Annotated in this window: 22 protein-coding genes and 1 tRNA gene; 9 read left to right on the forward strand and 14 right to left on the reverse strand. The window is 40.9% G+C overall.

The window, feature by feature from the left end:
- The first annotated feature begins 170 nt into the window (after positions 1-170).
- The gene (locus HXT51_RS04305) at positions 171-986 is read left to right on the forward strand and encodes a fumarylacetoacetate hydrolase family protein (RefSeq protein WP_421776249.1); all 816 of its coding nucleotides are present in this window, start codon (positions 171-173) and stop codon (positions 984-986) included.
- Positions 987-1,035: 49 nt separating this feature from the next.
- Here HXT51_RS04305 and HXT51_RS04310 read toward each other — a convergent pair whose 3' ends face one another.
- The 3 genes from HXT51_RS04310 to HXT51_RS04320 form a co-directional block, all read right to left on the reverse strand.
- Entirely contained in the window at positions 1,036-1,836 is an 801-nt protein-coding gene (locus HXT51_RS04310; protein ID WP_415692395.1) for a YggS family pyridoxal phosphate-dependent enzyme, read from the reverse strand.
- A gap of 35 nt (positions 1,837-1,871) precedes the next feature.
- Positions 1,872-2,921, reverse strand: coding sequence for a glutamyl-Q tRNA(Asp) synthetase (locus HXT51_RS04315; RefSeq protein WP_421776250.1), 1,050 nt, complete (start codon positions 2,919-2,921; stop codon positions 1,872-1,874).
- A gap of 138 nt (positions 2,922-3,059) precedes the next feature.
- Complete coding sequence (locus HXT51_RS04320; RefSeq protein ID WP_103084423.1) at positions 3,060-3,791, reverse strand: MIP/aquaporin family protein; 732 nt, start codon at positions 3,789-3,791, stop codon at positions 3,060-3,062.
- Between the two features lie 649 nt (positions 3,792-4,440).
- Here HXT51_RS04320 and HXT51_RS04325 point away from each other — a divergent pair.
- The 6 genes from HXT51_RS04325 (at position 4,441) to upp (ending at position 12,445) form a co-directional block, all read left to right on the forward strand.
- Complete coding sequence (locus HXT51_RS04325) at positions 4,441-6,678, forward strand: RNA degradosome polyphosphate kinase (protein WP_103084421.1); 2,238 nt, start codon at positions 4,441-4,443, stop codon at positions 6,676-6,678.
- Positions 6,679-7,075: 397 nt separating this feature from the next.
- Positions 7,076-8,401, forward strand: a complete 1,326-nt coding sequence (locus tag HXT51_RS04330; RefSeq protein WP_421776251.1) for an AAA family ATPase — start codon at positions 7,076-7,078, stop codon at positions 8,399-8,401.
- A gap of 54 nt (positions 8,402-8,455) precedes the next feature.
- A complete protein-coding gene (locus HXT51_RS04335; protein WP_421776252.1) occupies positions 8,456-9,178 on the forward strand; it encodes an RloB family protein in 723 nt (240 codons plus the stop codon).
- A 429-nt stretch (positions 9,179-9,607) separates the two neighbouring features.
- On the forward strand, positions 9,608-10,792 hold the full coding sequence (locus HXT51_RS04340; RefSeq protein ID WP_421776253.1) for an NUDIX hydrolase: 1,185 nt from the start codon (positions 9,608-9,610) through the stop codon (positions 10,790-10,792).
- A 46-nt stretch (positions 10,793-10,838) separates the two neighbouring features.
- Positions 10,839-11,495, forward strand: coding sequence for a thymidine phosphorylase (locus tag HXT51_RS04345; RefSeq protein ID WP_103084602.1), 657 nt, complete (start codon positions 10,839-10,841; stop codon positions 11,493-11,495).
- Positions 11,496-11,806: 311 nt separating this feature from the next.
- Positions 11,807-12,445, forward strand: a complete 639-nt coding sequence (gene upp, locus HXT51_RS04350) for a uracil phosphoribosyltransferase (protein WP_103084418.1) — start codon at positions 11,807-11,809, stop codon at positions 12,443-12,445.
- A gap of 148 nt (positions 12,446-12,593) precedes the next feature.
- On the opposite strand, the gene HXT51_RS04355 is transcribed toward upp, so the two are convergent.
- The 8 genes from HXT51_RS04355 to ftsY form a co-directional block, all read right to left on the reverse strand.
- Complete coding sequence (locus tag HXT51_RS04355) at positions 12,594-13,013, reverse strand: type II toxin-antitoxin system HicB family antitoxin (protein ID WP_103084417.1); 420 nt, start codon at positions 13,011-13,013, stop codon at positions 12,594-12,596.
- On the reverse strand, positions 13,013-13,210 hold the full coding sequence (locus tag HXT51_RS04360; RefSeq protein WP_032841657.1) for a type II toxin-antitoxin system HicA family toxin: 198 nt from the start codon (positions 13,208-13,210) through the stop codon (positions 13,013-13,015). Before HXT51_RS04360 ends, HXT51_RS04355 begins: the two co-directional genes overlap by 1 nt.
- A 96-nt stretch (positions 13,211-13,306) precedes the next feature.
- On the reverse strand, positions 13,307-14,098 hold the full coding sequence (locus HXT51_RS04365) for a type 1 glutamine amidotransferase (RefSeq protein ID WP_421776254.1): 792 nt from the start codon (positions 14,096-14,098) through the stop codon (positions 13,307-13,309).
- Positions 14,099-14,300: 202 nt separating this feature from the next.
- On the reverse strand, positions 14,301-15,707 hold the full coding sequence (locus HXT51_RS04370; protein ID WP_421776255.1) for a MurT ligase domain-containing protein: 1,407 nt from the start codon (positions 15,705-15,707) through the stop codon (positions 14,301-14,303).
- Between the two features lie 7 nt (positions 15,708-15,714).
- Entirely contained in the window at positions 15,715-17,085 is a 1,371-nt protein-coding gene (dnaB, locus tag HXT51_RS04375; protein WP_103084415.1) for a replicative DNA helicase, read from the reverse strand.
- A 254-nt stretch (positions 17,086-17,339) separates the two neighbouring features.
- Positions 17,340-18,842 carry an MATE family efflux transporter gene (locus HXT51_RS04380; RefSeq protein ID WP_421776256.1) on the reverse strand — a complete coding sequence of 501 codons (1,503 nt, stop codon included), beginning with the start codon at positions 18,840-18,842 and terminating at the stop codon, positions 17,340-17,342.
- Between the two features lie 630 nt (positions 18,843-19,472).
- Complete coding sequence (locus tag HXT51_RS04385) at positions 19,473-21,485, reverse strand: ammonium transporter (RefSeq protein WP_421776257.1); 2,013 nt, start codon at positions 21,483-21,485, stop codon at positions 19,473-19,475.
- 156 nt (positions 21,486-21,641) lie between these two features.
- The gene (ftsY, locus tag HXT51_RS04390; RefSeq protein ID WP_421776258.1) at positions 21,642-23,000 is read right to left on the reverse strand and encodes a signal recognition particle-docking protein FtsY; all 1,359 of its coding nucleotides are present in this window, start codon (positions 22,998-23,000) and stop codon (positions 21,642-21,644) included.
- A gap of 301 nt (positions 23,001-23,301) precedes the next feature.
- Here ftsY and HXT51_RS04395 point away from each other — a divergent pair, with 301 nt between their 5' ends.
- Together HXT51_RS04395 and HXT51_RS04400 are read left to right on the forward strand one after the other, a co-directional pair.
- Complete coding sequence (locus HXT51_RS04395) at positions 23,302-23,610, forward strand: mycoredoxin (RefSeq protein ID WP_421776259.1); 309 nt, start codon at positions 23,302-23,304, stop codon at positions 23,608-23,610.
- A 187-nt stretch (positions 23,611-23,797) separates the two neighbouring features.
- A tRNA-Lys gene (locus tag HXT51_RS04400) sits at positions 23,798-23,870 on the forward strand.
- 241 nt (positions 23,871-24,111) lie between these two features.
- On the opposite strand, the gene HXT51_RS04405 is transcribed toward HXT51_RS04400, so the two are convergent.
- From HXT51_RS04405 to HXT51_RS04415, 3 genes are read right to left on the reverse strand one after another with little or no spacing between them, the layout of a single operon-like run.
- A complete protein-coding gene (locus tag HXT51_RS04405) occupies positions 24,112-24,291 on the reverse strand; it encodes a DUF6903 family protein (protein WP_103084410.1) in 180 nt (59 codons plus the stop codon).
- Complete coding sequence (locus tag HXT51_RS04410; RefSeq protein ID WP_103084600.1) at positions 24,288-25,184, reverse strand: carbohydrate ABC transporter permease; 897 nt, start codon at positions 25,182-25,184, stop codon at positions 24,288-24,290. Before HXT51_RS04410 ends, HXT51_RS04405 begins: the two co-directional genes overlap by 4 nt.
- Positions 25,185-25,199: 15 nt before the next feature.
- The gene (locus tag HXT51_RS04415; RefSeq protein ID WP_103084409.1) at positions 25,200-26,141 is read right to left on the reverse strand and encodes a carbohydrate ABC transporter permease; all 942 of its coding nucleotides are present in this window, start codon (positions 26,139-26,141) and stop codon (positions 25,200-25,202) included.
- Positions 26,142-26,150 lie beyond the last annotated feature (9 nt).

Consider the following 26,150-nt stretch of genomic DNA (forward strand, 5'->3'; position numbering starts at 1 on the left):
CTACACTCAAGTTTTGTTTTCAAGATATCTGTGGCGTTTCCTTATGCACCTTCCGCTTGCAACTTATCTGCCGTGAACTTGTTAATTACCAAATCAAATCTAAAAGATTTAAAGTCTCAAATAAAAGTCAAGAAATTAATAAGTATCAAATATGTCGTAATCTTAAAAATATGAGAATTGCACGTTTTTCCTATAATGAAGTTCCTCAATACGCGTTTGTTCAAAAAGACGAAACAGACGGCAAGGATTATTTAGTAGCGCTGGAAGGCCACCCATTAAGCCCTCAAGGAGTTAAGCCAACCGGCAAGCGCTACGAGCTAGACGCAGATGGCGTGCGCCTGCTTGCACCAGTAATTCCTTCAAAAGTCTACGGATTGGCAAAAAACTACGATGCGCGTTCTGCTGAAGAGCGCGACGCTTCTCCTGCGGCAACTTCGCATACTGCTGCAGATATGGTTATTTTTACAAAGCCAAGTACTTCTGTAGTCGGTCCAGACGATCCGATTGTTATTCCTGCTTTCTCAAACGACATGAATTTCGAGCCAGAAGTGGCTGTCGTCATGGGCAAAATCGCCAAAAATGTGTCTGCAGATACCGCAATGAACTACGTTCTTGGCTTTACTTGCGTAAATGACGTAACTTTGCGTGATTGCGCAGGAAGTGACCCAATGTGGACTCGCGCAAAAGGATTTGACACTTCTTGCCCACTAGGCCCATGGATTACCACAGAGCTAAATTGGCGCGATGCACATATTTCATTTACGCTTAATGGCGAAAATGTTCCGGAAGCTGACGGTACTACAGCTCGACTTATTCACAGTATTCCAGAGCAAATTGCAGCGATTTCAAGCTTCTCAACACTTCTTCCAGGAGATGTGATTTTGACAGGAACTCCGTACCCAGCCGGAACTTTACGCGCTGGAGATGAAGCGATTGTACACGTAGATGGCATTGGGTCTCTGCGTAATGTGATTATGCACGCGTAACAGCAATAAAAGTAAAAAATAAGAATCAGAAGCTAGACAAAACTTAATACTACACAAATGCGCGCGGGCCAAAGATTGCCGAACCGATTCGGACCATTGTTGAACCTTCGGCAATCGCCCACGCAAAATCGCCGGACATTCCCATCGAAAGCTCTAATTTTGCAGAGTTTTCATCATGATCTTGCGCGAGTTGTTCACTCACACAATCTCTAATTTCTCTCAACTTTGCAAAACCGCTTCTTACTATTTTTTCATCATCCACTCGCGCTCCAAGCGTCATAAATCCGCGCAAATTAAGCGCCGGCAAGCTAGATATAGCGAGCGCTTCGTCAATCGCACGTTCTGGAGCGCATCCGGATTTTGTAGCTTCTCCCGAAACGTTCACTTCCAACATAACGTCTGTGCAAAGTCCCAAATTTTGCGCGCGAGCAGATATTTTTTGCGCAAGATCAATTCCGTCAACCGACTGAATACCATTTGCAAGTGGTAAAACTTTGTTTATTTTATTGCTTTGCAGCTGACCAATTAAGTAGAGCGGAATTTCGCCGTTTACACCAACGCTTAAACCTTCTCTAGCAGCTTCCGCACGTAAAATTTCGGCTTTTGCAACGATTTCTTGCGGTCGATTTTCCCCAATTACTCGCACTCCAGCTTTAAGCGCTGCCATAATTTCGCCAACATCTCGCGTTTTAGTTGCAGCAAGTAGTGTAACAGATCCAGCTTTGCGACCATAATGCGATTCGACTTGAGCAATGGCATCTTGCACGCTGTGTACGCCGTCGGCAATTTGACGCGCACGAACACAATCGACCTCAGTATTCGCTAAATCTTTTTGCGTCATATATGCCATTTATTGCCCCCAATCTATCATTCTAAATACATAGTTTAGTCGAGGAAGGGCACGGATTTGTCGGCTAGGTTTGCACGAACAGAATCCCACGGCGTTTCGTCGCTTTCAAACAACGCAAGCGCATCGGCAGCACTCATATCTACAGGCTGATTTTGACCAGGCTTTTTGTATCCCAAAAGATACATGCAATAGCCAATCATGTGCTCTGCACTCCAGCCAGATTCACGAAGCGCACCAACGTCTAGTGAATGCTTACTTTTGGCAAGCCTCTCGCCTTGTGCGTTATCAATTAGCGGCAAGTGCGCAAATTGCGGACGCACGTAATGCACACCATAAGCCGCAAAAAATCCCGACTTTTCAAGCAGCTCACCAATCCAAATTTGAAGCGCCGCCGAACGCAGCAAATCGCGTCCGCGCACAATATCATTTACTCCCGAAAGCACATCGTCAACAACAACCGCAAGCTGGTAAGAAAAAACGCCATCCGCTCGGCGAATCACCATATCCCCCAAATCGCGATCAATATTAAAAGATTGCTCCCCAAAAATCGCGTCTTCAAAACTCACATTCGCTTGCGGTGAATCAGCAGGCGGTACCGCAAGTCGCAAAGAATGTTGCTGATTATTTTGCAAACGCTTTTCGATTTGCGCCAAACCTTGCGCGTTTTTGCGAAGATTTCTGCACGTACCCGGGTAGCGTATAAAACCGTCGCCTTCTTGCGGAGCTGCAATTGCGCGAATATCGGAACGCGAGCAAAAACAAGGGTAGATTAACGAATTTCCGTCAGCATCTTGCAAAGATTCTAGCGATTCAAGAGCTTCCTGGTAGATTGCAGTGCGCTCATGCTGATAAGTTGGCTCACCGACCCAATCAAGCCCAGCCCAATGCAAGTCGTCAATAACTCGCGCGCTAGCATCCTTCGGCATGCGAGCAATATCAAGATCTTCCAAACGCAAAAGCATGTGGCCACCCTGCGATTTTGCAGAAAGCCAAGCAGCCAACATTGCTACCATATTGCCAATATGCATACGCCCGGAAGGAGTCGGCGCAAAACGACCAATTGCAATAGTTGACTTAGAAAACATGATTTCGTCTTTCTTAATAAGTAAAAAAGCAAAACAAAAGCGCGTAACGCATTCATACTAGCATTACGCGCTTCTTACAACCGCAATTATTCTATTATTTCGTGCAATTATTTTACGCAAAAACCTTACGTAAAAACCTTATGCAAATAACGACTTGTACATAAGCACGCCCAAGATTGCACCAGCAGTAGGAGCAACAACTGGGATCCACGCTTCACCCCAGCGAGAAGATCCCTTGTGTGGAATTGGCAAAATTGCGTGAAGCAAACGCGGCATAAGATCACGCGCAGGATTCAAAGCAGGACCAGTTGGGCCGCCCATAGAAGTCACCAAACCCCAAACAACGAAGCCAACAACGATTGAAGCACCGGCCAAATTCTTCTCACCCCATGGAGACTTAAGGCAACAAAGAGCTGCCAAAACAAGCACAAGCGTGCCGAAGAATTCGTTAAGGAAGTAATTAAGCTTGTTGTTATAAGCGTCCGTAGTGCAGAAAGTGCCAAGAATAGCTCCAGGCTCCTCAGTTTCGTTGTAGTGCGGCAAATACGTTACGTACACAATAAGCTGTCCAACCAACGCACCCAAAAGCTGAGCTACAATATAAGGCGCAACGTTTTGCCACTCAAACATTCCATTTGCAGCTTGCGCAATCGTCATAGCAGGATTGATATGCGCTTCGGAAATTCCTCCGAACATTAGCACTGGGAACATCACGCCAAAACCGTATCCCATGGCAATATTTAACCAACCAGCATGGTGTCCTTTAGTATTTTTTAATTCAACATTTGCAACAGCACCGTTTCCAAAAATCATAAGAATAGCAGTGCCAATAAATTCTGCAGCCAACTTCGTCATAAACGAATATTGCATGGTCCTTCGATCCTTCTTACCTGTTTCAAACTCCGCACACGTAATCACGCGTCAATAAATTAGCAACTCGCAATTGCAATTAGCACAGCATGGAACACAATACATCCTCATTTTCAAAGAAGCTAAGAAAATGAATTCCAACAATTATTCTTTGATAGTTTCCCTTATGCGCGCGACAGTCTGCACGAGCAGCAAAATCGCCCTCACATCAAAAGAGGCCCGCCATTTCGGCGAGCCTCTCATTCACAAAAACAATATCAGCGGTCTCATCTTCACAACAACATCGTTGCAACGGTTAAAGTCTCATGTTCCGTTCAACGTTCACGGATATTTTATCCATACACCTTTGTGGGTCTACCGCTCTTTTTATTTGTTCTTGTACTTATTATTATGCTTAAAATAACTTGCTTTGGCAAGAACAAAAACCAATAAAATTCAATTTGTTAGATTATTGTCGCAACTGTTAACTTTCATTCATAAAAACACTTTTATTGAAGCATTTTGTTCATATAAAATAGCACTCTTGTTCACTTACGTTCACATCACATAAATACCGGCGTGTTGCACGAGTCAAATGTGTGCTTTATTCGCTTACTTAAAGGCGACACTCATTCACATACATCCCTTCTAACGCATACAATTACGGATTATGGTACAGATTTTTGACGCTCCCTCAAAGGCGATTCTGCGTGGTCAAATTGCAGAGCATATCGCCGAAGACGAAAAGGCAGAAAAACGTGAAGCTCGTGAGGGTGAGCTACCGTTGCCAAAAGATCGTTTCTTCGACCGCGAACTAAGCTGGTTGAAGTTTAATCGTCGTGTGCTTGAGCTAGCGCAAAATACTGACTTACCACTTCTTGAACGCGCTAACTTTGCGGCTATTTTTGCCTCAAACCTCGACGAATTCTTTATGGTTCGAGTCGCAGGTTTAAAGCGCCGAATTGATTCCGGTATAGCGGTAACTGCAGCAAGCGGATTAAGTCCTCGTCAGCAATTGCGAGCTATAAGCGAAGTTACGCATCGTCGCCAAGACGAGCACGCTCACTATGTTATTGAGCACATTCTGCCGGAGCTTGCAAAACAGCGCATAGTTATGCTCAGCTGGGATAAGTTGACAAAGTCAGAGCAGGAAAGACTTTCAGATTACTATAAAAAGCAAGTATTCCCAGTCCTTACTCCTCTTGCAGTAGATCCAGCACACCCGTTCCCATATATTTCAGGCAAGTCTATTAACTTGGCGGTTATCGTAGAAAATCCAAATTCTGGAAAATCGCATTTTGCTCGCGTAAAAATTCCAGATAACTTGAATCGTCTTGTACCAGTTGACGATTTAACAGATGAAGAAGGCCGCGAAGAGCGTTACGGCTTCATCACTATGGAAAAGCTGATTGCAGCTCACTTGGAATCGCTTTTCCCAGGCATGATTATTAAGGAAGCTCGCTCATTCCGCGTTACGCGTAACGAGGATATTGACGTTGAGGAAGACGATGCAGAGAACCTGCTGAACGCCATGGAGAAGGAGCTTCTTCGTCGTCGTTTCGGACCGCCAATTCGTTTGGAAATTTCCGACGAAGCTAGCCCATTCCTTTCGCAGCTTCTTGCTAATCAGTTGCGAGTAAGCCCTGAGGAAGTCTATCGCTTGCCTTCGCCGCTTGACATGACGGTACTGTTTGAATTGCAGGCGCTTGATCGCCCAGATTTGAAGTATCGTCCGTTTATTCCTACTACTAACCGTCAGATTGCAGAAGTTGAAACTAGCCACGCGCAGGATATTTTCGCTTCGATTCGTGAACATGATATTTTGCTGCATCATCCTTACGATTCGTTCTCTACTTCTGTACAGGCATTCCTCGCTCAAGCAGCTGCAGATCCAAAAGTGCTTGCAATTAAGCAAACTTTGTATCGCACGTCTAGCAATTCGCCAATTATTGACGCTCTTGTTGACGCAGCCCACGCTGGCAAGCAGGTACTTGCGCTTGTTGAGATTAAGGCGCGATTTGATGAGGACGCAAATATTGCTTGGGCTCGTAAGCTTGAGCGCGCCGGCGTTCACGTTGTGTACGGCATTGTCGGTTTAAAGACTCACTGCAAGCTTTCTCTTGTGGTTCGTCAGGAAGCCGAAGGATTACGCCGCTACTGCCACGTTGGCACTGGTAATTACAATCCTAAGACTGCTCGCCTTTACACAGATTTGGGATTGCTTACTTGCGATCCTGTAGTCGGCCAGGATTTGACTCGCCTATTTAATCAGCTTTCTGGTTACGCTCCAAAGTCAAGCTTCCACCGTTTGCTCGTAGCTCCTCGCACAGTTCGAACTGGCATTATTGCTCGCATTCGCCGTGAGGAAGCTGCAGCTCTTGCCGGTAAGGAAGCTTGGATTAAGATTAAGGTTAATTCTGTTGTTGATGAACAGACTATTGACGCATTGTATCGCGCATCTCAAGCTGGAGTGAAGATTGATATTGTTGAGCGCGGAATTTGCTCACTGAAACCTGGCATTGAGGGATTGAGCGACAATATTCGCGTTCGTTCAGTACTTGGCAGATTCCTTGAACACAGCCGCATTTACGCGTTCGCTAATTCTTGCGGACCGCAAATTGGCGACGGCCCTGCCAGTGGTCCAGAAGTGTGGATTGGTTCGGCTGATTTAATGCACCGCAATCTTGATCGCCGCGTTGAAACACTTGTTCGCATAAGCGCACCGGATCAAGTTGAAGCTTTGATTCAGTATATTGATTTGCAAATGGCTGATTCTACGGTCTCGTGGTGGATGGATGGCGATGGCACGTACACGCTGCATTCTCGTGACAAGGAAGGTCGTCCGCTAGTCGACAGTCAGGCTTACCTGATTCATACTCACACGCGTAAGCCTCGTGGCGCGAACTAATCGCAAGTAACTAATAAACAATAAGCAAGAGCCAGATTCGGTAACATGTTTCTGGCTCTTGTTGTGTTTATTAACCCTTTATAATCTGCTAAATCTCAAGCGTTCCCGCAATAGCCGAAATCTTCTATAACACCATTTGCCAGTTTTGGGTAGTTTGGGAATATAGCGTTACCAATGTTTTAGTACAAGTCAATTACACGCGCGAGAACAATAATCTTATTATTTAAATTTTCAACTACTTTTATGTAGATTTTATGCAAAAAACTGTTTATAGATTGCAAATATGATATTTTACGATATTCTTATATAAGATATATCGCTGTAGATAGTAGATAATAATCAGAAAAATTTTGATGCTACTTGTAAACAAACAGCAAACTGGACACTGGAGGCAACTATGTTGCTTAATTTTAGCGTAGAAAATGCACTAAGTTTTCGTCAATTGCAAAAATTCAGCATGCAAAGAACTATTCACGCAAAAAACAGTTCGTGGGCACATCCAGATGTATCAACTCTTGCAGCCATTTACGGAGGAAATGCTTCAGGGAAAACAAATCTGTTAAAATGCATAGCATTTCTAAAAAATTTCGTGGAAGGAAGCTTCAAAAGCGGTAACTCAAATTCAAAAATAAATGCACTTCCTTTTCTTTTGAACAGAGAGTCTGAAAAGGAACCGTCAACATTCTTTATAGAATTCATTGCAAAAGATAACAACAGATATAAATATTGGTTCACTTTCAATAATGATTACATTATTGAAGAGGTACTATGGCTTTTCCGATCTACAACAAACAGAAAAACTGTGCTGTTTGAACGAGAGCATGGCAAGACAATGCGATTTGGCTCGAACCTAAAAACCATAGGGAAGACTGTAGAAAAAATTACAAGAGACAACGCATTATTTTTATCTGCAGCTGCAGCATCAGGAGTGCAAGCATTGCAAGCTGCATACGAAGAAATAACTTCTACACAGCAATGCAGAACAGTTAACTTTGATGAGTATTCCAATAATCTGATAACAGTTTTACAAGAAAATCCAAATTTTGCATCCAACATTAGCAAGTTGCTAAAATATGCAGATTTAGGATTAAAAGGTGTAACTGTACAATCCGAACAGCTAGATGCTAAGCAATCAGAAAAACTAACGAGACTCGCAAATCTTCTCAACGAACTTGACGGAGATAACAATAAACTTACAGATAACACTTCTGAAAACACTGAAAAAATGCAAAAATTCAGTGTTTCACGTTTAATGTTTACACATTCTGGTCAAAAAGATTGCCAGCTTCCTGAAGGTTTTGAATCTTTAGGAACTAAAACAGCATTGGTGTTATTTGCTTTCGTTATAGATGCATTATCAAAACATTCAGTACTTCTAATCGATGAAATTGACACAAGTCTGAGTATGCAGCTTGTTTCTGAAATACTCAAGCTTTACAGTAATCCAGAAACGAATCCTAACCAATCGCAATTAATTTTTACTACTCACGATTTAAGTCTTATTAGTAATTCTGGAACCGACAAAACTATTCTCGACAGAGATCAAATTTGGTTTATAGAGAAAAACACATTAGGCGAATCTTCGCTACATCCACTTACGGAATGGGAAAACCGCAATGTAAACTTTGGTAAAAACTACCAACACAACATATATGCTTCAGCGCCACAACCTTCGCTACATGATGTTTTTGCGGAAATACTTACAAATACTAACAGAAGCTAAAGCACTACCGGTATTCAAACAATATAAGACACTAGTATTCATGAGGAGCGGGCTATGGTTCATGTTCCATCACACGGCCGTTCGAAGAAACAGTCGAAACGGAATAAAAGATTCCTTATTGTTTGCGGCGGTATAGTTACAGAGTTTGAGTATTTTAGTTATATAAAATCAGAAGTAAGTAAACATTGTGCTACATCATGGGATATTTATAAATCAATTAACATAGAAAAAGAGGGCGTAGATCCACTCACTTTAACGAATTATGCTGTTAAACTTGAGAGATTAGACTGCAAAGAAGCAAAAAAAGAAAACTACGATCCGTTTACACTGGTATGGGTTGTAACAGACGTTGATGAATTTGGAGAAAAAATTCGACAAGCTCAATCTAGGTCGGATTCAACTTGTGGGAAGGTAAAATTAGTAATTTCCAACCCTTGCTTCGAAGTATGGCTTATTGACCACGTAAAAAGCTGTCCTCTTTCTTGCACAGAAACGCGAGATTGCCAAAAAGAAGCAAGAGAACTTGGGCTACTTCACAACACTACTGGGAATAAAAATAAGCATATTCAATTAGAAAAATTAACTGGAAACTATAAGAATGCTTTTAAAAACGCAAAGCAGCATATGCAAACCGAACAGATAGAAAAGCGCAAAAATCACCCTTCAGTAACTCAAAAGTCAAACTACGCTCCTTGGACAGATGTTCCAGAAATAGTAGAAACAATATTAAATGAATGCAAGCGTGTATCAGGAATAGATTTGTCAGAAAAATTGTGAATCAATGATATAACTACATATGTCTTCATTACTGTTATTAACAGTAATGCTCTAGATGTGGGTGATATGATGGCGCAATATTGATGAGTCATGACGTCTATGGAGCGAATTATCACAGTCACGGAAGTCAAAGTGACTGTCATAAGTCAACACATCTCGGTCAAAATACGTAAGATTACAGTCAAAATATAGTAAATGACTGTCAAAATCGAAAAAATGACAGTCATATATAAGAAAATCACTGTCACGAACGAGAAAAATGACAGTCACAGCGCTTTTATCACTGTAATGACTGTGATAAAAGTAAGCAGCGCAAATATGCGAAAACCAGCAACTAAATTGGCTCTAACTAAATAAGCAAATAAGCGAATTGTAATAAATACAGGTCACGACTAAAAGTTGCGAAAGAAAACCGCTAAAATAGTGAATATGAGTGCAGTAACGACGCAATACGTTGAAGCAGCTGGCGGGATTATTTATCGCAAGCGCAATATTACAAACAGCTCAAACGCAGGTGAAGATACAAAAACAGGCAGCAATGCAAGCAAGTCAAATCGTGCAACTAAGCCAATCAGTGCAATAAAGCCTAGCGATGACGACTTTGAGCTTTGCCTTGTTTACCGTCCTAAATATGACGATTGGAGCTGGCCAAAAGGCAAAAACGAGCTAAACGAATCGCATCGTCACACTGCAGTTCGCGAGGTTGGAGAAGAAACAGGATATTCGGTCACGCTTGGCCCACATATCGCTAAAATAGAGTATCCGCTTGATCACGAAGGCAAAAAATCCTCCAAAAACAACGCGTCAAATAGCAGCCAGAACCGCAATGGCCAACCGGAAGTAATAAAGCGAATCCACTACTGGATGATGCGCTTAATAGACAATCAGTCCGCAGCAAAACGTCTTCCCGCTTTCGGACCAATTAAGCCTGCTAAACCCACTGAAATCGGAAATGTGTCATGGCTTACTCCTTCACAAGCGCGAAAAAAGCTCACGCACGATAGTGACCGCGAAGTGCTAGACGCTTTCTTAGAGAAGCTCCACGAAGGTCAATCAGAATATAGCACGCTGCTTTTAGTGCGTCACGGAAAAGCTGAGTCTAGAAAAACTTGGCAAGGAAGCGAAGCGACTCGACCAATAACACCTCTGGGCGCTGCCGCTTCATACGCTCTAGGCCGCGAACTGGCCTGCTACGCGCCGGATAAAATCATATCGTCTCCTTGGAAGCGTTGCTTAGAAACTCTCGACGCTTTTGCAAACGATTCTTCGCTTTCTATAAAACAGGCTGCGGAACTTACCGAAGATCATCACGAGAAAAAACCAAAATCCACATTGTCTGTTCTTGTGAACGAAATACAAAATCTTGAGCGTAATGCACAAAATGCAAGCGTTACAAACAATACAAACTCAACTGTCATATGCCTGCACAGACCGGTTATCGGCACTTTCTTCGATTATTTGCGGGGAATAACAAAACCTAGAGCACACAAGCGCATACTCAGCCAAAAATCTCCATACATGCCTACCGGAAGCGCAATAGTTTTGCATATAATTAATACTCCTAAAGGCGCTCGCATTATTGATATTGAAAAGGTTCTTCCAAGTGTCTACTAGTTTAAATTCGCAATCAAGTTCTATTCATTCAAGCAGATCTGCTTTTATGCCAAGCCCAAACGGTTCAAATCGTCCAAGCAGACCTGCGCAAATGGATCCAGCCATGCTCGCACAAATAGAAGGTGGTACAGATCCGCAGATTGTCAATGAGATTAGCCACACTTCCGCGGCCGTTCTACTTAACCGCGTACATAAAACGCAGTCGCCAGAAATCGTTGAGCGCGTGCTGAATTTAGTTGAAAATGAGGGCATTGAAGTTATTGCAGATCTGTGGAATCATGCAGAAGCTGAATCTCTTCCTGGAATACTTTGGAGACTTTATTTACTGCGCATCTCTTTGCGTAAGAATCGTGAAATTTACGCAGAATATTGGCGTCTTGGCGAACCTGAAGCCACGAGCGCATCAGCTATTACAGGAATTGATGAAGCTCCTACGGGAGATGATATTGCGCGACTTGCAGATTCTATTCTTTCCGGCGCTTTTACAGGTGATTTTGCTGTAGCACTTTATCGCGCTTCAGCTTTTACTTCTATCATTTCGCGCGGAATGCACGTTTACGCGAAAAAGTTGGATAAGCAAAATTCTAATTCGATTAATACAGAAAAAATTGCACATATTTTGCACACTTCTGCAAATCTTAATTCACTTTCATACACTTTCCGTAATTGCGCAGGATTATGGCGATTAGGGAAACTTGAGTAAATTATTGGCAATTTGAATCGGATTCGAATTGGATTCTGATTGTGATTTGAATTGGATTCTAATTATGCGGCGCGCTGAAAATTAAAAACATGTATACTCGAGGTTGACGCTGGCTTGTGTTTAAGCCCCGGGCTCCATTTTTTGCCGCTACGAGCGGCGTTTGCGCCGACAGGCGCTTTCGCAAGTCAGCGTTTTATATTTGAGATTAGAGGCCAATACTGCCTTTTAACTGTTATTTTGTTTATATTTTGTTATAAATCTCACGGCACGCCGATAGCTTTACATGCCATGCTTGCATTAACCTAGAAGGTATGGATCTTCATGTTTTACATCATCCGCTGGTGGACCACAAGCTCACCGTTTTGCGAGATAAGAATACACCTTCTAACATTTTCCGCGAGTTGGTTTCCGAATTGGTAACCCTCGAAGCATACGAAGCAACCCGCAATTTGGAAGTTAGCGATCGCGAGATTGAAACTCCTATTTGCAAGATGACTGGCAAGCATTTAAACCGCCCACGCCCAATGGTTGTGCCGGTTTTGCGCGCTGGCCTCGGTATGCTTGACGGCATGACTCGTCTTCTTCCAACCGCTGAGGTTGGATTCCTTGGCATGAAGCGTGACGAGCAGACGCTCGACATAGTAACTTATGCCAATCGTTTGCCAGAAGATTTGACTGGTCGTCAGTGCTTCCTTCTTGACCCAATGCTTGCCACCGGTGGCACTTTAGTTGCTGCTACTCATTACTTGGCTGAGCGTGGAGCTAAAGATGTTACAGCTATTAATATTTTGGCCGCTCCGGAAGGTTTGAAGCGCCTGGAGAAGGAAATTGATCCTTCTATTGACTTTAAGGTTGTTGTTTGCGCTGTTGATGAGCGTTTAAACGACAAAGCTTATATCGTTCCAGGCCTTGGCGACGCTGGCGATCGCTTGTATGGCTTGATTGACTAATACTCATTAGCTAAATCAAACGAAAACCAGAATATAGAAACTAGAATCAAAAACTACAAAATAGCCTGCTGATTTGCAACACTTTGCAATTTAAGCAGGCTTTTGCATTAATTCATTGCGCAATATTGCATCAAATCAGATAATATGACTAGGCTTTATTTACAGCGCCTTTAGCATATAAAGATTCTAGAGCATCGCGCAAAGTCCCACTGTAGCTGATGCCTGCTTTTTGTGCCCAAGTATCAAGCCAAGCTGGAAGAGTAACATTTTTACGAACTGACTGAGAACCGTATTTTGCAGCATAAGAATCCATATCAAGCGCAACCATAGATAACTTTGAATTAGGATTTTCTACAACAATATCACTAATATCACTAGCTTTTGGTGCAGGCTTTCCGCTTTCAAGTTCTGTAAGAACCCATCCACTTGCTGCGTCTTCTGCCATAATCAGAGCCTCTGCAAGATTACTACCGCCAGTTACACACCCTGGCAAATCAGGAACTTCTGCAACAAAACCTCCGCTATTATCTTCATATGGAGTAAGAATAACAGGATACGCTAATTTCATCATTTCACCTTTGTCTCACTAATTCCTGCCTGGCGCCAGATTGACTTAACAACCGACGGGTTAATATCACCTGGATGTTTAGGTACTGTGACTTTACCCGTTTTAGTTTTATGTACGAATTGACAATGGCTTCCACGCTGTGCAAAAAGTATCCAGCCGTCCTTCTTAAGACGTTTTTCAATCTCTTTGTATCTCATAAAAAGATTATACACATTATGCGCATAAAATAAAATAATCAATCAAATTTTTACTAAATCATGCATATGCCTATGCTCATTTAGTGAGAACAGCTTTTACCGCGGACGAGTTACGGCAACTTCGCGAGCGCGATCTGCTAATTCGTCTAGTTTCTCAAGCTCTGTGCGCTGAGCATTAGTCTGCTTTGGCGCAAATTCTCCGTAACGATTTTGTGCAGCAGTGCGAATTAAAAAGTCAGCTAAACGTGGATTTTTTGGCAAAACTGATCCGTGCATATAAGTGCCGATAACGTTGTATTTGCGAGCGCCTTCAGTGTGATCCTCGCCATTATTTCCGCAATTTTCACCATCAACAGAGCCGAGTGGCTGAGTATCACCCTCCAAGCTTGTTCGTCCAGAATGGTTCTCGTAGCCCACAATATCGCCAAAATCGTCGCTATGTTCCACAAGATTTCCAATCATGCGCACGTCTTGACCAACCGTATGCTCGCCAAGTATTCCAATTCCTTGAAGCTTTTCCCCTTCGACGGTTTCGAAATACTCTCCAAAAAGCTGATAAAGTCCGCAAATCATAAGCATTGGAACGCCATTTTCTGCAAGCTCACGAATCACGTCTGCGCGCGCAAATAAATCTTCAGTAACTCTACTTTGCCCATGATCTTGGCCACCGCCGCCAAGAATCATATCTACTCGCTTTGGCCAATCATCGCCAACATTGTACTCGTGAAGCACAGGCTTGTAACCGTACAATTCCGCTCGGCGCATAATTGTAAGCACATTGCCATAGTCGCCGTAAATATTCATGTCTTTCGGGTACAGCGACATAATATCAAGTACACGAGCAGCATATGCTTTCGTGGACTTTCGCGATTTTGTTGTTTTTCCCATACGTCACTTACCTTATTTTCTTAAAATTTCTTATCGAAAACTATAAGCGATTCCGTATTAAATATTTTATAAATAATACTATTTTTGATTTTCGTTTATTTTATCCGTTTTCGATTTTATTCATTTATTTTATCCGTTTTCGATTTTATCCGTTTTTATTTATTATTTTGAGTTTATGCTTTTGAGTTTATTATTTTGAGTTTCAGCGCCCAACTCCAACATCTTTAACTTCAGTAAATTGAGCTAAAGTAGCGCGTACTCGAAGCATGGCAGTGTATGTGCAATATATTCGCTTGGCTTTCTTCTTATCGCCATAATCGCCGTTTACAAATGCTCGAACATCTTCTTCCAAGTCTGTATTTACGTTATTAGCTGAAACCTTGTCGTATTGTAAACGCAACGCCATATCCCATGCGCGAGTTCCTGAAACACATTTCACGCCACTTCTGCGCAAGCAGCTAAAATCAACATCCCATAGCCAACTCATATCACGGCCATCAGCGTATTCGTCGCAAATTGCAATCATTGTATTGTGTTTTTCGGGATGATCTGAAGCTAGCGCAAGCCTGAACCCAATAGGATTTTTCACTAAAACTAATTCTACTGGTACATTATTTACTTTAATGACTTCTCCGCGTCCAAATGCAGGAGTTACGCGCGAAATCGAATGCATTAAAGAATTGTCATCAGGCTTCAAACCTTTTTCGCTTTTAGCAGCTACATCTTCTAGTATCGCTCTAACAATTGTTGCAGCAGCGGCAGCATTGAAAATATTATATGCGCCATCGAGTTTTAACGACGTAGTTTTGCGCTTACCGTCTATTATGAAGTCAGCTTCATGATCTCCAACTCTTGCTAAAACAACATCTGCTTTGGGTAGATTATTCTCGTCATATTTTTGACTATCATTATTTTCCTGATTATCGTCACTATGCAAATCATCATCAGATGGGAACATATTTCGTACTTCAGGATCTAATCCAAAATATTTAACTTTGCACGAAGGAAGAACATCCGCTGCGAGCGCAGAAATTCGAGGATCTTCACGATTAAGCACAAGAATATTCGTTGTTGCACGTGAAACATTGCTCAATAGTTTTGCTGTAGTGTCAATTTCTCCAAAACGATCAAGCTGATCTCTCATGACATTTAATAACAGTGAATACCTCGGGCGAATTTGATGAACAAAATGAACAGCGTAAGCTTCATCAAGCTCCAGAACTGCAATATCTGCATCAAGCTTCGTACTAAACGCAGGCATTTCTTGCACAAGACCTGCAACAACGCCACGCGTAAAATTAGATCCTGTAGGGTTCGTAAAAACACGTAATCCTGCATCTCTAAGCATAGATGTAATCATGCGAGTGGTAGTAGTTTTACCGTTTGTACCAGAAACAAGAACTACTCCATAAGGAAGTTGCCCTAAGATTCTTGCTAAAAATCCTGAATCCAGCATTTCAACGACTTTACCAGGCAACGCGCTTCCGCCATGATGCAACGCTCTGGAAACAGCACGAACGAATTTGCCTACTGCGGGCATAGCAAAACCATAGAAACACTTTTTGTAAGTAACAGGATCAGAAGATTTACGCGAATGACTTTTATTCATATTTAAATCACACCGCCTGTGGCTGCTCTTGAGCCATATCTTCAAACTTCGAATTAATTCCACGGAAAGCAAGCTTAAATGTGTCTGTAGGGCCATTTCGATGCTTAGCCATAATAATATCGGCTTCTCCAGGACGGTCGTCTTTATTATAGAAATCAGGCCTATGCACTAAGAACACAACGTCAGCATCCTGCTCAATAGAACCAGATTCTCGCAAATCTGAAAGCTGCGGTTTTTTATCATTACGCATTTCAGGGCCACGATTCAGCTGGCTTAACGCCACAACTGGAACTTCAAGCTCTTTTGCTAAAAGCTTTAGCGCGCGCGAAAAATCAGAAACCTCTTGCTGACGGCTTTCAACACGTTTCCCAGACGTCATTAATTGCAAATAGTCAATTACAACTAATTTCAAATCATGAGTTTGCTTTAGACGACGGCATTTTGCACGAATCTCCATCAAACTCATATTTGGACTATCGTCAATAAATAATGGGGAATCTTTCATCTTATCCCAAAAAGTATTTAGCTGATTCCACCTATCAGGAGTAATTTCTTCAGCATGACGTAAGGCGGTTAAAGGCATATTTGTTTCTGCAGCAATAATACGCTGAGCCAATTCGATTTTGCTCATTTCCAAAGAGAAAATAATAGAAGTCATATTGTGATGCAAAGCAGCAGAACGGGCAAAATCAACACCAAGAGTCGACTTACCCATAGCAGGGCGTCCCGCTACAACAATCATCTGACCAGGCTGCAATCCCTGAGTCACATTATCAATATCTCTAAAACCTGTAGGAATACCACGAGATATGCCATTAGTTTGTATATCGTCAAGCTGGTTCAATGTGCTTTCTAAAACTGATCCAATTGACACGTAATCTTGACGCACTCTACCCGTACTCATCTCATATACTTCAGATTGTGCAAGATTAACAATATCTTCAGCAACAGCTCCATCTGCAGAATATCCCATTTGTGCGATTTTTGTACCGGCTGTAATTACGTTACGCAAAATAGCATTTTGATGAACTATATCCGCATAATACGTTGCATTCGCAGCTGTAGGAACAGAAGCAACCAAGCTATGCAAATAATCCGCTCCACCAACTTTTTCCAAATTGCCATTTTTTAACAATTCATTAGCAACAAGAACAGAATCTACAGGCTGGGAAGCAGAAAAAAGCGTAATAATCGCATCATAAATAGTTTGATGCTGAGGCAAATAAAAATCAGATGTTTCAAGCTCTTGTGAAACTTCGCCTATCGCGTCTTTGCTCATAAGCATTCCGCCAAGCACAGCCATTTCTGCATCAACATCGTGCGGTGGCACACGATCAAATATGCTACGAGCATCCGATGATGAAGAATCTTGATTCATAGTTTTACCATACCCCGCAGTGCTATTGTTTGGCACTAAATTTTCATGTGCAATACGTATTCCCCGCTGTATTCCTCGCGAAAATTACTACGCACAATTTCCTATAGAAACGAGTATAAACGTGTGCAAGTATTACGCGATACATGCAAACGTTAAAGCCATTTTAAGAATAATACTAACTTTTTAAAGTTAAACGATTATAAATAAAACTCTTATACTAAATTCACAATTAAATTCAAATATTAAATTCATAGTTAAATATGCTTAGCAGATTCCATCCATTCATCTGTGCCTATACGCAAGCTATTTCCTACAGCACGCCCACCAATATACACAACGTTTAGTGCCAGCCATAATGTGATAGTTCTTACAACATCGTTAACGCCAAACGTAATATCAGTTAATCCTGTGCATACTAAAGTTGCAATATAAACAATAGCCATTATTGAGCATGCTTTTGCAAGATATCTGTGATCTCCAGCGCCGATTAGCACTCCATCTAAAGCCCACATCCAACCAGATAATGGAAGGAATATTCCAAGAATTGTCATACTCACAGAAATAAGAAGTTGAACATAAGGATGATTGCTAAATAAAGGCGCACAAGTCCATCCAATTGCGATCATGAATATTCCAACAACTACACTGCTTAAAGCTCCCACGCTAGCGCACATACGAGTGATTGTTCTTGCACGCATACGCAAATTTGCTCCAAGCGCTGTAGCCACAATAGTTTGAGCTGCTATTCCAATTGCATCAAGAATATTCATTACAAAATTCCAACAAGAGTTAGCAACTTGATAAGCAGCAAGAGTATTTGTTCCTAAACGAGTTGCCGTAACTACTGTAGCTACCATGCAAACTCGTAACGCAAGAGTACGAACAAATAATGGCATTCCGCTACCGGCTGAATGAAGTATGTGATGGAAATTAGGCTTTAATCTTGCTCCACTTTTAGCAGCCCAAAATACAGCTGGGATAACTAGCACTAATCCCATATACCATTGTGCAATCATCGTAGCGATTCCAGACCCAGCAATTCCCCATTTCAAAGCAAATACCATTATTAAATCAAGAACAGTGTTAACAATAGCTCCACTTACTGCTGCGAATAAAGTAATCCGCACTTTACGAAGACCTCTAAAAATCCCATTCGCAGCATAGATTAGCAACATAGCTGGCAATCCGGGCATAACTGTTTGTGTGTAAACAATAGCATTCTGTAATGTTTCGCCTCTAGCTCCTATTGCATAGCATAATGGTTCTGCTGCAACCATTAATAATGCCGTAAGAACAACGCCTAGAAACAGCGCCAACCATAATCCATCCATTCCAATGCTAAAACCTTCACGTTTTTTGCCTGATCCAAGCAACCTAGCAACTTGTGAAGTCGTGTTATACGCAAGGAACAAACATAATCCCGCAATAGTTAGTAGAACAGTTGATCCAATTGAAAGACCAGCTAGAGCAGTACGGCCAATGTGCCCAATGATTGCGGTATCAATAAGCACGAATGCAGGTTCAGCAATAAGTTGACCGAAAGTAGGAACAGCAAGAATCCATATGCTATGAAGTATTTCGCGCTTATCAAACGCACTGTCTTCAAACGCACTGTCTTCAGATGTACTGTTTTCAGATGCAATGCCTTCATCATTTTCTTCATTAGTTTTAGGTAATTTAGCTTTAGCTTGATTAATTTCAGAGGATTCTATAGATGCCTCTGTGTCAATCTCATTTTCTTGCTGTTGATATTTCATAATGTTTTATTCTATAGCCTTGCAATTAGCGTTATTTATAGCATTGTTTATAAATTTTAAGTTAGAGCAGATTAGTAACACAAAATCTCCTAAAACACAAATCGAGTTTTTAAAATTAAAAGTTATTCGCAGGTTATCCACACCTTTATCCCCAACATGTGGATAAAATTGCGAGATATCCACGCAGACACGCCTAGAATGTGGATAACTTTGTTTTTTTATCCACACTACAAACTCCGTGCGTGTTGTGGATATACACATATAAGACAAAATACCATAAATACTTGCAAGATTTTCTTGTTTAATTGGGCTGAGTTGTCGGAGTTTCTCTCATCGCAAGATTTTTACATTGCTCTAAGAGAAACTCCGACAGCTCTTGGCATGTTTAGTCTTTTAATCTTCGGTTAATCACCGAGATTTTTCGATTTTTCTTCTTCGCTCAATGAATCACCACTTCGTGCTGAGGTTCATTTCGCTCTGGGCGAAAAATCTTAAATCTCTGCCTAATTGGTAGCAAAGTATGCTTAGCAAGTAAACTCAGGAAATCATGCGAAATATTAGCAATACAAAAAGCCACCAACTTCAAAGAAGCTGATGGCTTTAATGTATATTTTAAATTATTTGATATTTTTAATTATTATCAGATCGATTTCTCTTGTTATTGCGCTTCCTATACCTAGTATTTTTATTATTCTGAGAATTATTGTTTTCAGAATCTTTGCTATCAGTATTTCGTGATTTAGATTCCGATTTATTATCATCTGAACTTTCATTATCAGATTCGTCATTATCGGTCTCAGACTCCTCAGATTCAGATTCATCAGACTCTTTTTCAGAATCATCATCGGATTCAGTGTCGTCTTTTTCAGAATCTGTTTCTGATTCTTTTACTTCAATATCCGAATCTTCAACATCACTCTCAGAAACGTCACTTTCAGAAACATCAGACTTAGCAATATCACCTTCAGAGTCTGCAGCTACAGAATCGTCAACTACAGAATCTTCAGCTACAGAATCCGGATTATCGACTCCGCTAGCTGCGCCAGTTTCACTAACTTCACTAGCTTCATCAACAGCCTCGTTAGCCAAATCAGCAGGAGCCGATACTGCTACTTGAGTTTTATCAGCAGACTCATCAGATGCTTCCACTGTAACTACATCACGCACTTGAGAAATAGCCGAAAAATCATAAGCTCTTTCGCCTTGATCTGCCAAATCAACTCCCTTGCGTTCTTTAGCTTCAGAAATGCGCCATCCAAAGAGCTTTTCAAGAGCAAAAGCAACAACAGCGGTTACAGCGCCAGCGTAAAGAATCGTAATGCCAATCAAGCATAATTGCGCAACAAGTTGATGCCAATCCCAAGAGATAAATAACCCATAGCAATCAGCAAATAAACCTACTGTAATCAAACCAATAACAGCAGCAACACCGTTAACACTAACTACGTGCAAAGCGCCATCGTAACGCGAAAAAGTCTTGGAATGAGAAACAAGCGATGTAACTACGCCAACAACAACTCCAAGAATTAGCGCGCATAAAGGTGAAATTACATTGGCCGCAGCAGAACTTGCAGCCAAACCTGCCATAACTCCAGACGCTGCACCAAGTCCAGTGAAACGACCATAACGCAAACGCTCAGTGACTCCCCAAGCAAGCATAGACGCAGAAGCTGTGATAGTAGAAGAAACCCAAGCATAAGCGGCTACAAAAGGAAGATTTGTAGACGAGCCAATCATGAGACCCAGCCAACCGAACCAAATAATGAAAATACCAAGCATAACAAAAGGAACGTTATGTGGATGTCGAATACTAGCTGAAGAAGCATCACTACTCATTAATTCTTGTGATGAATTTTCAACAGTCGTATTATTACCGCTAGAACGAGCAACATCTTCCCATAAAGCTCGCTCTAATTTTCCCTTATTTGAATTCTTAGGATCGCTTACAGAATTAGATTTCATGCCAGCGCGAGAATTATTAAACACGCCTTTAGCTTGAGAAATAAGATTCGTTAATGGCTTCTTAAGTGGGAATTTAGCATGCCCTCCAATAACAAATACTATAGCTAACGCAGAAATAGCGGCTGTAATATTTAACACAGAACCACCTGCAAAATCACGAGGCGAAACCCCTATTGCCTGCGCAATAGCACCGTTAGGAGAAAGCAAACCGCCTCCATAAACCATATGACTGATTGGAGCAAAAACCAGGGTAATCCAGAAAGCAACGAAAATCAGCCAAATAGCGTAACGAACGCGACCTGCTAGCGCACCTGTAATTAAAGATACTGCAACAATTGCGCACGCTAATCTAAAAGCAGCAGGAAGCTCAGCCGATACACCTAAATTCTTATATACGGATGTAAACATTCCCTTATCTGGAACCATGGAATCCCGGAATAACAATCCGCTCATAGGATCACCGAAAATTCCACCTGCCATATCTTTCCCAGCAAACGCAAGAGACCACCCCCATAACGTCCATACAATAGTTGTTACAGCAATAGCGCCCGCGGAAAGCATCATCATATTAACCATGGAAGTTGCGCGCTCGCGACCTCCATAAAATAGTGCAATACCAGGAGTAATAATAAACACTAAAGCTGCAGCAAGTAATGCCCACTGTGGATCCATATACATCACCTCAAACGTTCACGATTATGCAACTTACTCTTGTTGACTTACTTTTGTTGACTTTCTTATACCTTATTTATTGTACCTGCAAAGCGATATACAATTTTTATCTTTCTGAGAAAATTGACAATAAATTTATGCAAAATCTTGCAAGTTACTGTAATTTCATGAAAGTATTCCGTCTACAAAACTCTCTGGTTCAAATGGAGCCAAATCATCTGGCCCTTCTCCCAATCCAACAAGTTTTACCGGAACGCCTAATTCTCGTTGAACAGAAATTACAATTCCACCTTTAGCTGAACCGTCAAGTTTAGTTAAAACTACACCTGTTATTCCAATAGCTTCAGCGAATACTTTTGCTTGAGCCATTCCGTTTTGACCAGTAGTTGCATCAAGCACAAGCAACACTTCATCAACAGGCATAGTTTTTTCTATAACTCTGCGAATCTTACCTAGCTCATCCATTAAATTGGACTTATTTTGTAAACGTCCAGCAGTATCTACTATTAACGCATCAACGTTTGTTTTACTTGCCTGCTCAGCCGCATCAAATGCCACGGAAGCTGGATCCGCTCCATCTTTATCGGAACGTACCACCGGGACATTAACAGAAGCAGCCCATGTTGAAAGCTGATCTGCAGCGGCCGCACGGAATGTGTCAGCAGCTGCAAGCATAACAGAACGATTTTTGGCTACAAACAACCTAGCTAACTTGCCAACAGTTGTTGTTTTACCTGTTCCATTCACTCCAACCATCATGATTACGCTTGGGTGATGAGCACTAGGCTTATCAATATTTAAACTTCGATCCGTGTTCTCACCAACAAGCTCTAAAAGCTTAGCTCGCAAAGCATCATGCACTTCATTAGAAGTTGAAACACCAGTAATACGAGCATCTTTACGCAAAGATTCAACAAGCTCTTCACTTGCTTGAGTGCCGACATCAGCCAAAAGAAGCGTATCTTCGACTTCTTCCCAATCCGATTGCGAAATACGATCCTTAGTTAGAATCGCAAATAGTGCCTTGCCAAAAGGATTTGCGCTCTTAGATAATCGCGCGCGCAAACGCTCTAAACGAGAAGGCGTAGACTCAGGAAGATTAATAGGCTTAGACTCTTGAACCTGCTCTGGTTCAGTTTCTTTCGTATTTTGCTCAAGATCAGATTCAGAATCTAAAGCTGGCTCACGCTCAGGATCACACTCTGGTTCTGGCTCACGCTCAGAAGCTGACTCACGCTTCACTTCCTCAATCTCTGGCTCAGAAACTAAATCTGCCTTAATCTCAGATTTTGGCCTATCAGATTTTGGCTGATCAGATGCACGCTCCGCAGATTCATCTTCTAAAGATTCTTTTCTGACAGCTTCTTCAACACTATTATCTTTATTCTCTTCATTTTTTTTATTTTTATTCTTAAAGAATCGAACAAAGCTATAACAAATTACGATAAGAACAACAGCGACAACGGAATACGCAAAAAAATTTTCCGAGTCAAAAACGCTAAATAAACTAAACAAGTTAAACATACATCAAGCATATGAAACTCAAAGTACATGAACAATATAATATATAAGTTTTTTATTACTTTTTCACATTTTGAACAATAAAATTACTGGCATAAACAATTATTTATCACATAAATCTGCTGTCTATTATTTACGATTCTGATGCTCAATCAAACTTAAATAAACTCAATCAGACTTATATGGACTAAACTAAATTTACTTAAACTTGATTAAATAAGTGAAGATAAGTAATTTATTTATATTGTCGTAATATCGAATAAGTTACCTACAAATCCGAAAATAAATAAAGAAAAGAAGGATCATGAATTCTTACACTGAATCTACTGAAAACACAGAGCAGGAAAACGCAAGCAATAATGCAATCAATAGCGCAAACATTCACGTATACGGAGCCGATTGGTGTGGAGATTGCATTAGAGCCAAAGCTGCACTTAACAGATACGGAGCTGCATTTATATGGCATGACATTGAATCCGAGGAGGGCGCCGCAGAAAAAGCTGTAGAAATTAGCGGCCAAAAACATATACCTGTAGTAATTTTCCCTGATAACTCATTTATGGTTGAGCCTTCTGCGGTGCAGATTAAGGAAAAGTTAGATTCCTTAAAGTAATTAGACAAATTAAACGAATTTGAATAATTTGAATAATTAAAATAATTAAATAACAGCTTTTTAAAAAGTGCGAGCGATTTAAAAGGCTTGAGTTTTTAACAAAACTTGAGCCTAACTATTGGTAATCAACACGCGCAACACATTACATTCACATAGTCGTTTGAATGTAGTATACTTATCAGCTGTTGCCCCTTTAGCTCAATTGGCAGAGCAGAGTCCTTTTAAGTCTTGGGTTGTGGGTTCGAGTCCCACAGGGGGCACTTTTTTATGCCTTGATTACGGGTTATCCCGGGTTATACCCCACCAAAAAAACATTGACTTGCAATGCACGTTAGCTAAATATTCATATTCGTATAAATACAAATCCAAATATTCAGAACGTACACACTGCAAGTCAATGCTATGTAATTATTGAGTACTTAATTATTGAATACTTATTGAGTACTTATCGATTAATTATCGAGTAGTATCAACTTCTATCAATTATTTATCTGTTACTTACTACTTATTGCGCAAGTTGTACCACCAAAGCATGCAAATAACGCCAATCAAGCCAATTAACTCCAATCCGAGATTAAATAAGCTTGTTTTACTTGCACCCACAATTGTCAGCACAACAAAAGCCAAATAAAGTACTAATTTGAAGAAGACACTTAATGCTTTAATTAATTTCTCACTCATTTGATACCTCCCATATTTGAGGTTTCAAGCAAACGCTTTTGCACGATTGCATAGAATATAAGAACAGGGACCATAACAATAACCATGCCAGCATATAAACGACCATAATTTGTAGCCGCCTTTTGCGTTTGCATAAGATTTAGTAAGCCAACTTGAACAGTATGATTTTCGCCAGGCATCAAAGTCATGGAAATAATATAATCATTCCAATAGCTTAAGAAGTTGAAAAGCATAGACATCGCGATTGCAGGCTTAGCCATAGGGAAGAACACTCGAACCATAATCTTAAATTGCGATGCGCCATCAATCATTGCAGCTTCTTCATATGCTTTAGGAATTGACGCAAAATAATCTTGCAAAAGGAATATTGTGAAAGGCAATGACATAACTGCGTAAACAAGCGACAACACAAATATATTATTTACAAAAATGCCTTCTGGCAAAAATTCCATAACAATTTTGTCTGCTCCAACAAACATCAAGAAGATTGGAACAATAATATAATTTGCATTAATAAACAGTCCGCATTGAACAGCGAGTTTAAGCAACCTTCGTCCAGGAAACTCAAATCTAGCCAAAGCGTACGAGCATGGCAAGCCAATAACCAAAACTAAAATCATTGATAGCACGGTTACTATTACCGAAGTTCCGAAGTATTGGCCTAAATGAGCATCTACGAAAGCATCAACATAATTCTGCCAATGGAAACCTTTTGGCAAAGTCCAAGGACTTCCATAAAACTCGCTTTTATCTTTAAACGATGCAATAAATACCCATATAGTTGGAACAGCAATACTTAATGCAGCAAAAACGAGCACTATCTGACCGACTATGCGACCAAAATTCCAACTATTGCCCTGCTCGTGAGCCCTAAGATTATTATTAGATTTCATAATCACATACCTTCCTTAATGCTCAAGAACTTCGCTCTTTGTAACCATGTTCACAATCAGAGACACGACAAAGCTAAATACGAAGATAACTACGCCGATTGCCATACCGTATCCATATGAAGAATTCGTATAAGCTTGCGAGTACATGTATCCAAGAAGAACTTGTGACGCATTATCAGGACCACCATTAGTCAACGCCATTACAAGAACGAAGCTTAAATTAACAGAGCTTAGAATAAAGAACGTCAACGTTGTGCGCAAATTATTCCAAATAAGTGGGATAGTAATTGAGAACAATTGCCTCGTTTTACTAGCTCCATCAATTCTTGCAGCTTCATATATTTGCGGATCAATTCCAGCCATCGAAGACATATACATGACCATGTAGTAGCCCAACGACTGCCAAAGCATTGCCAATCCTATTGAATAAATTACAATTTTTTGATCGCCTAGCCACATTATCTTAACTGCATCTAAATGCAATAAATGTAACAAAGCATTTAAAAGTCCATCTTTTTGATCATAAATCGATGAGAAAATTGCTGCTACAACAACAATCGAAAGAACAGCAGGCACGTACAAAATAAAACGTATAAGACTGCTTCCAATAATTCGATTTTGCATAAGTATAGCGGCGAAAATAACAGCTAAAGGCAACGTAACAGACGTAACAACCACCAATAGCAAAACAGTATTTTGGAATACGTGTATGAACTTCATATCGCCAAGAAGCTTTTGGAAATTAGCTAAACCAACAAACTTCTTATCGTCGGAATATCCGCTCCACTTATATGCAGACATGCGGAAAATATTTATCGCTGGGATGAAGATAAATATTAACAACAGAATTGCTGTAGGCAAAGAACACAGCAGGCCAAACCTCGCACGCTTTTTATCCAAATCGGTGCTAACACCTTTGTTGCGCAAACGATTTAACGATTGCTTAAGATTTAACATTATAAATTC

This window comes from Gardnerella sp. KA00255 (genome assembly GCF_049244095.1).
In the GTDB taxonomy this organism is placed as follows: domain Bacteria; phylum Actinomycetota; class Actinomycetes; order Actinomycetales; family Bifidobacteriaceae; genus Bifidobacterium; species Bifidobacterium vaginale_F.

What these genes read in the sequence shown, in the direction of transcription:
- HXT51_RS04415 (WP_103084409.1), bottom strand. Translation starts at nt 26,141, where the DNA reads ATGTTAAATCTTAAGCAATCGTTAAATCGTTTGCGCAACAAAGGTGTT.
- HXT51_RS04320 (WP_103084423.1), bottom strand. Translation starts at nt 3,791, where the DNA reads ATGCAATATTCGTTTATGACGAAGTTGGCTGCAGAATTTATTGGCACT.
- HXT51_RS04360 (WP_032841657.1), bottom strand. Translation starts at nt 13,210, where the DNA reads ATGAGATACAAAGAGATTGAAAAACGTCTTAAGAAGGACGGCTGGATA.
- HXT51_RS04370 (WP_421776255.1), bottom strand. Translation starts at nt 15,707, where the DNA reads ATGAATAAAAGTCATTCGCGTAAATCTTCTGATCCTGTTACTTACAAA.
- HXT51_RS04325 (WP_103084421.1), top strand. Translation starts at nt 4,441, where the DNA reads ATGGTACAGATTTTTGACGCTCCCTCAAAGGCGATTCTGCGTGGTCAA.
- ftsY (WP_421776258.1), bottom strand. Translation starts at nt 23,000, where the DNA reads ATGTTTAACTTGTTTAGTTTATTTAGCGTTTTTGACTCGGAAAATTTT.
- HXT51_RS04410 (WP_103084600.1), bottom strand. Translation starts at nt 25,184, where the DNA reads ATGAAATCTAATAATAATCTTAGGGCTCACGAGCAGGGCAATAGTTGG.
- HXT51_RS04345 (WP_103084602.1), top strand. Translation starts at nt 10,839, where the DNA reads ATGCCAAGCCCAAACGGTTCAAATCGTCCAAGCAGACCTGCGCAAATG.
- HXT51_RS04310 (WP_415692395.1), bottom strand. Translation starts at nt 1,836, where the DNA reads ATGGCATATATGACGCAAAAAGATTTAGCGAATACTGAGGTCGATTGT.
- HXT51_RS04405 (WP_103084410.1), bottom strand. Translation starts at nt 24,291, where the DNA reads ATGAGTGAGAAATTAATTAAAGCATTAAGTGTCTTCTTCAAATTAGTA.
- HXT51_RS04365 (WP_421776254.1), bottom strand. Translation starts at nt 14,098, where the DNA reads ATGGGAAAAACAACAAAATCGCGAAAGTCCACGAAAGCATATGCTGCT.
- upp (WP_103084418.1), top strand. Translation starts at nt 11,807, where the DNA reads ATGGATCTTCATGTTTTACATCATCCGCTGGTGGACCACAAGCTCACC.
- HXT51_RS04315 (WP_421776250.1), bottom strand. Translation starts at nt 2,921, where the DNA reads ATGTTTTCTAAGTCAACTATTGCAATTGGTCGTTTTGCGCCGACTCCT.
- HXT51_RS04340 (WP_421776253.1), top strand. Translation starts at nt 9,608, where the DNA reads ATGAGTGCAGTAACGACGCAATACGTTGAAGCAGCTGGCGGGATTATT.
- HXT51_RS04395 (WP_421776259.1), top strand. Translation starts at nt 23,302, where the DNA reads ATGAATTCTTACACTGAATCTACTGAAAACACAGAGCAGGAAAACGCA.
- HXT51_RS04380 (WP_421776256.1), bottom strand. Translation starts at nt 18,842, where the DNA reads ATGAAATATCAACAGCAAGAAAATGAGATTGACACAGAGGCATCTATA.
- HXT51_RS04330 (WP_421776251.1), top strand. Translation starts at nt 7,076, where the DNA reads ATGTTGCTTAATTTTAGCGTAGAAAATGCACTAAGTTTTCGTCAATTG.
- HXT51_RS04355 (WP_103084417.1), bottom strand. Translation starts at nt 13,013, where the DNA reads ATGAAATTAGCGTATCCTGTTATTCTTACTCCATATGAAGATAATAGC.
- HXT51_RS04305 (WP_421776249.1), top strand. Translation starts at nt 171, where the DNA reads ATGAGAATTGCACGTTTTTCCTATAATGAAGTTCCTCAATACGCGTTT.
- HXT51_RS04335 (WP_421776252.1), top strand. Translation starts at nt 8,456, where the DNA reads ATGGTTCATGTTCCATCACACGGCCGTTCGAAGAAACAGTCGAAACGG.
- dnaB (WP_103084415.1), bottom strand. Translation starts at nt 17,085, where the DNA reads ATGAATCAAGATTCTTCATCATCGGATGCTCGTAGCATATTTGATCGT.